This window comes from Oleiphilus sp. HI0080, assembly GCF_001635135.1.
In genome coordinates, this window is sequence record NZ_LWFU01000734.1 from 1 (window position 1) to 791 (window position 791).

The window sequence follows — 791 nt, forward strand, 5'->3', positions numbered from 1 at the left end:
CAAAAAGCTGGTTTGAAGGTTCATGGCAATCAAAATGGCAAACCAGAGCATACTGATGCCAAGCAGCTCGGCAATCGGTGCCAGTACGGGAACAATGATGAACGAGATTTCTACGAAATCAATAAAGAAACCGAGAATCAAGATCACCAGCATGGTGAGAATCAGAAAACCCCATTTCTCTCCGGGCAAACCAAGCAACCACTCTTCAAGAAGTGCATCGCCGCCGGTATAGCTGAAGGTCATCGAGAAGGCCGTTGCCCCAAGTAAAATCGCAAATACCATGGCTGTTACAACGACAGTCTCACGTGCACTTTCCCAAAGCATCTTGATATTGAATTGCCCATAACAGAGTGCCAACACTAGGGCGCCCACGCCACCTAAAGCCGAACTCTCCGTTGGCGTTGCAATGCCCGCGAAAATAGAGCCAAGCACCAACACAATCAATAACAAAGGAGGCAAGATTGCAAACAAAGCCGTTTTCAGTGCTGCGAAGCCATCTTGCTCAATCGGCGGCATGGGTGGCGCTTTGTCTGGATCGCGCACCGTCACAAAAATGATGTAACCAATATAAAGGCCGATGAGTAAAAGGCCTGGCGCAACGGCCGCCTGAAACAGGTCCCCAACAGGCAAACCAAGAACGTCGCCAAGAATGATCAGAATGATAGAGGGCGGTATTATTTGGCCAAGCGTGCCAGAGGCGCAAATCGTGCCACAGGCCAGTTGCTTGTCGTAATTATACTTGAGCATACAAGGCAGAGAGATCAACCCCATGGCAACGACGCTTGCCCCTA

1 protein-coding gene is annotated in these 791 nt (G+C 49.8%); it reads right to left on the bottom strand.

The features are described 5' to 3' along the window. Nucleotides 1-791 (bottom strand): TRAP transporter large permease subunit (locus tag A3751_RS15585; RefSeq protein ID WP_156492525.1); only part of this gene is annotated, 791 nt, incomplete at both ends.